Annotated in this window: 3 protein-coding genes; all 3 read left to right on the top strand. The window is 61.6% G+C overall.

All coding sequences use genetic code 11. From position 1 onward, the window contains the following. Window positions 1-22: 22 nt before the first annotated feature. Complete coding sequence (locus tag Q0L57_RS04070) at window positions 23-1,468, top strand: homospermidine synthase (protein WP_296738464.1); 1,446 nt, start codon at window positions 23-25, stop codon at window positions 1,466-1,468. A gap of 186 nt (window positions 1,469-1,654) precedes the next feature. Next, complete coding sequence (locus Q0L57_RS04065) at window positions 1,655-2,029, top strand: hypothetical protein (RefSeq protein ID WP_296738461.1); 375 nt, start codon at window positions 1,655-1,657, stop codon at window positions 2,027-2,029. A gap of 188 nt (window positions 2,030-2,217) precedes the next feature. Next, window positions 2,218-3,827, top strand: a 1,610-nt coding sequence (locus Q0L57_RS04060) for a bifunctional metallophosphatase/5'-nucleotidase (RefSeq protein WP_296738459.1), incomplete at its 3' end; no start/stop codon positions are given.

Below are 3,827 nucleotides of genomic sequence, written 5' to 3'. Positions count from 1 at the left end.
GTTTGAAGGAGTGTGCGAAAAAATGGCGAATGAAAACTGGCCCGTTTACGGTGAAATCACCGGTCCTGTCGTGATGATCGGCTTCGGTTCGATCGGGCGGGGAACGCTGCCGCTGATCGAACGCCATTTCAAGTTCGACAAGTCGCGCATGACCGTCGTCGACCCCCTCGACACCGACCGCAAGCTGCTCGACGAGCGCGGCATCGCCTTCGTCCAGGAAGCCGTGACCGAGAAGAATTACAAGAAGCTCCTGACGCCTCTGCTGACCAATGGCGGTGGCCAGGGCTTTTGCGTCAACCTTTCGGTCGACACCGGCTCTGTCGACCTCATGCGGCTCTGCCGCAAGCTCGGCGTGCTCTATATCGACACCGTCGTCGAGCCGTGGCTCGGCTTCTACTTCGATGCCGAGGCCGACAATGCCAGCCGCACCAACTATGCGTTGCGCGAGGCGATGATCAAGGAAAAGCACGACAAGCCGGGCGGCCCGACCGCTGTGTCCACCTGCGGCGCCAATCCCGGCATGGTCTCGTGGTTCGTTAAGCAAGCGCTGGTCAACCTCGCGACCGATCTCGGTCTCGAGTTTTCCGAACCCGCGCAGGAAGACCGCGAGGGCTGGGCCAAGCTGATGAAGAAGGCCGGCGTCAAGGGCATCCATATCGCCGAGCGCGACACCCAGCGCACCAAGAAGCCGAAGCCGATGAACGTCTTCTGGAATACCTGGTCGGTCGAAGGGTTCATTTCCGAGGGCCTGCAGCCGGCCGAGCTCGGCTGGGGTACGCATGAGACCTGGATGCCGAAGAACGGCAAGAAGCACAAGCACGGCTCCAAGGCCGCGATCTATCTGGAACAGCCCGGCGCCAACACGCGGGTGCGGTCATGGTGCCCGACGCCTGGCGCGCAATACGGCCTGCTCGTGACGCACAACGAGGCGATCTCGATCGCCGATTTCTTCACCGTGCGCTCGAAGAAGGGCAAGGTCCAGTATCGCCCGACCTGCCACTACGCCTATCATCCCTGCAACGACGCCATGCTGTCGCTGGACGAGATGTTCGGCGCCGCCGGTAAGCCCCAGCCGGTGCACCACGTGCTCGACGAAAACGAGTTGGTCGACGGTGTCGACGAGCTTGGCGTGCTGCTCTATGGCCACGACAAGAATGCCTACTGGTACGGTTCGCAGCTGTCGCTGGCCGAGGCGCGCAAGCTGGCGCCCTATCAGAACGCCACCGGCATGCAGGTCACCTCGGCGGTCCTGGCCGGCATGGTCTGGGCGCTCGAAAACCCTGAGGCCGGCATCGTCGAAGCCGACGAGATGGACTACAAGCGCTGCCTGGAAGTCCAATTGCCTTATCTCGGACCGGTCAAGGGCCACTACACCGACTGGACGCCGCTCGATAACCGCCCGGGTCTTTTCCCGGAGGATCTCGACAAGAGCGATCCGTGGCAGTTCCGCAACATCCTCGTGCGATAGCGGCCAAGCCGATACCCCTCACCTCCTTGCAATCGCCCGGAAATCGGGCGATTGAAAAGCTGCGGCCTGGAGCGACGTGCGTCTGTTCGGACGCATGAACCATGCTCCAGCACTTTGAACAAACGCATCGCGCTTTCCGGAAATAGGAACGGATTTCGGACCGGTGCGAGAGGAGAGGATTTTCGAATGACCATCGCGCGCAAATTGCTTTCGGCGAGCGCCGCGGCAAGCCTTCTGGCCGCCGCCGCCTGCAGCACCACCGGTCCGTCCGGGCCGCCCCCCATGGCGACGCCCAAGGGAGTCGAGGGTTCGTGGATAGACGCCACGGGCCAAGCGGTTTCGACCTTTGCCGGCGGAAAGTACACAACAGTCGCCGCCCAGACCGGCGAGAAATTTGCTGAGGGTACCTACACCATGACCGGCGCCACATCGCTCGAGATCACGGGCACCTCGCTAATTCGCCAGACGCCCATCCATACGAATTGCCTGCTGGTATCCATCAACCAACTGAACTGCACAGATGCGGCTGGGAAGAATTTTGTGTTTACCCGACGCTCTTGAACCGAACGATCCGTTTCAAGGACAGGACGGCGGCGCGAGCCGCCGTCCTTTTTTGCGCCGGCAAATCACTTCCCGATTTCCGCTTGCATCGGCTGGAACGCGATGTGAACATGATCCGAAGCTGGCTGTAATGTTCCAGTCAAGCGCGGACCTTAAACACTTCAAGTCAGCTTATCCGGGAGACGAAGATGAAGAAGATCGCCGCCATTCTGGTTTTGTCCGCCTCGACGCTTGGCCTGTCTGCCGGAGTATCTTTTGCCGACTACACGCTGAACATCCTGCATTTCAACGACTGGCACAGCCGCATCGAAGGCAACAATAAATACGAGTCCACCTGCTCGGCCGAGGAGGAGACCAAGGGCGAGTGCATCGGCGGCGCCGGCCGGTTAATCACCGCTATCGCGCAAGAGCGCAAGAAGCTCGAGGGGCAGAACGTGTTGCTGCTCAACGCTGGCGATAGTTTCCAAGGATCGCTGTTCTACACCACCTACAAAGGCGCCGTGGAAGAGGAATTCCTCAATCAGATCAAACCGGACGCCGTGACGCTCGGCAACCACGAATTCGATGACGGCGAGAGCGCGCTTGTGCCTTTCCTCGACAAGGCGAAGTTCCCGATCATCAGCGCCAATGTCGTGCCCAACGACAAGTCCAGGGCGGCAGGCAAGATCAAGCCCTCGATCGTTGTGGAGGTTGGCGGCCAGAAGATCGGCATCGTCGGCGCCGTCACCAACGACACGCCCGAGCTCTCCTCCCCCGGCCCGAACATTGCCATCGAGGACGACGTCAAGTCGATCACGGCAGAGGTCGAGAAGCTGAGGGCGCAAGGCGTCAACAAGATCATCGCGGTGACCCATATCGGTTATAATCGCGAGCGCGACGTCATCGCCAAGATACCGGGCATCGACGTCGTGGTCGGCGGTCACAGCCATACGCTTTTGTCGAACACCGACCCTAAAGCCGAGGGTCCATATCCGACGATGGTCGACAATCCCGGCGGCTACAAGGTGCCCGTCGTGCAGGCGGCCGCCTATTCGAAATATCTCGGCGAGTTCAAGGTCGTTTTCGACGATGACGGCAAGGTCAAGGAAGCGAGCGGCAACCCTATCTATCTGGACAAGTCGATCACGCCCGACCCGGCGGTGCTTGCCCGCATCAAGGAGCTCGGCGGGCCCATCGAGGCGTTGAAGAACAAGGAGGTCGCGGAGACCACCAAGCCCATCGACGGCAGCCGCGAAAGCTGTCGCGTCCACGAATGCGAGATGGGCAATCTCGTCTCCGACGCAATCCTCGACCGCACGAAGGGCCAGGGCGTCGAGATCGCCATTTCGAACGGCGGCGGCCTGCGCGCCTCGATCGGCCAGGGCAAGGTCACCATGGGCGACGTGCTGACCGTGCTGCCGTTCCAGAACACGCTGGCGACGTTCAAGATCTCCGGCAAGGATCTGGTCGCCGGACTGGAAAGCGGGCTCAGCCAGATCGAGGACGGCGCCGGGCGCTTCCCGCAGGTGGCGGGACTCAAATACGCTTTCGACAGGTCAGTCGCCCCCAATGCCGGCCGCGTCAAGTCGGTCGAGGTCATGGAGAACGGCGCGTGGGCGCCGATCAACCCGGACAAGCAGTACCTCGTCGCCACCAACAACTACGTCCGCCAGGGCGGCGACGGCTACAACGTCTTCGCCGAAAAGGGCACCGACGCCTACGATTACGGCCCGGGCCTCGAGCAGGTGGTGGCCGACTATCTGGGCGCCCACCGCCCATACACCCCAAAGCTCGACGGCCGCATCACCGACATCTCGGC

This window comes from Mesorhizobium sp. (assembly GCF_024509055.1).
Classification (GTDB): Bacteria; Pseudomonadota; Alphaproteobacteria; order Rhizobiales; family Rhizobiaceae; genus Mesorhizobium.
Note: the sequence above shows the minus strand (reverse complement) of the source record. Positions and strands in the feature narration are given on the sequence as shown.

What these genes read in the sequence shown, in the direction of transcription:
- Q0L57_RS04070 (WP_296738464.1), top strand. Translation starts at nt 23, where the DNA reads ATGGCGAATGAAAACTGGCCCGTTTACGGTGAAATCACCGGTCCTGTC.
- Q0L57_RS04065 (WP_296738461.1), top strand. Translation starts at nt 1,655, where the DNA reads ATGACCATCGCGCGCAAATTGCTTTCGGCGAGCGCCGCGGCAAGCCTT.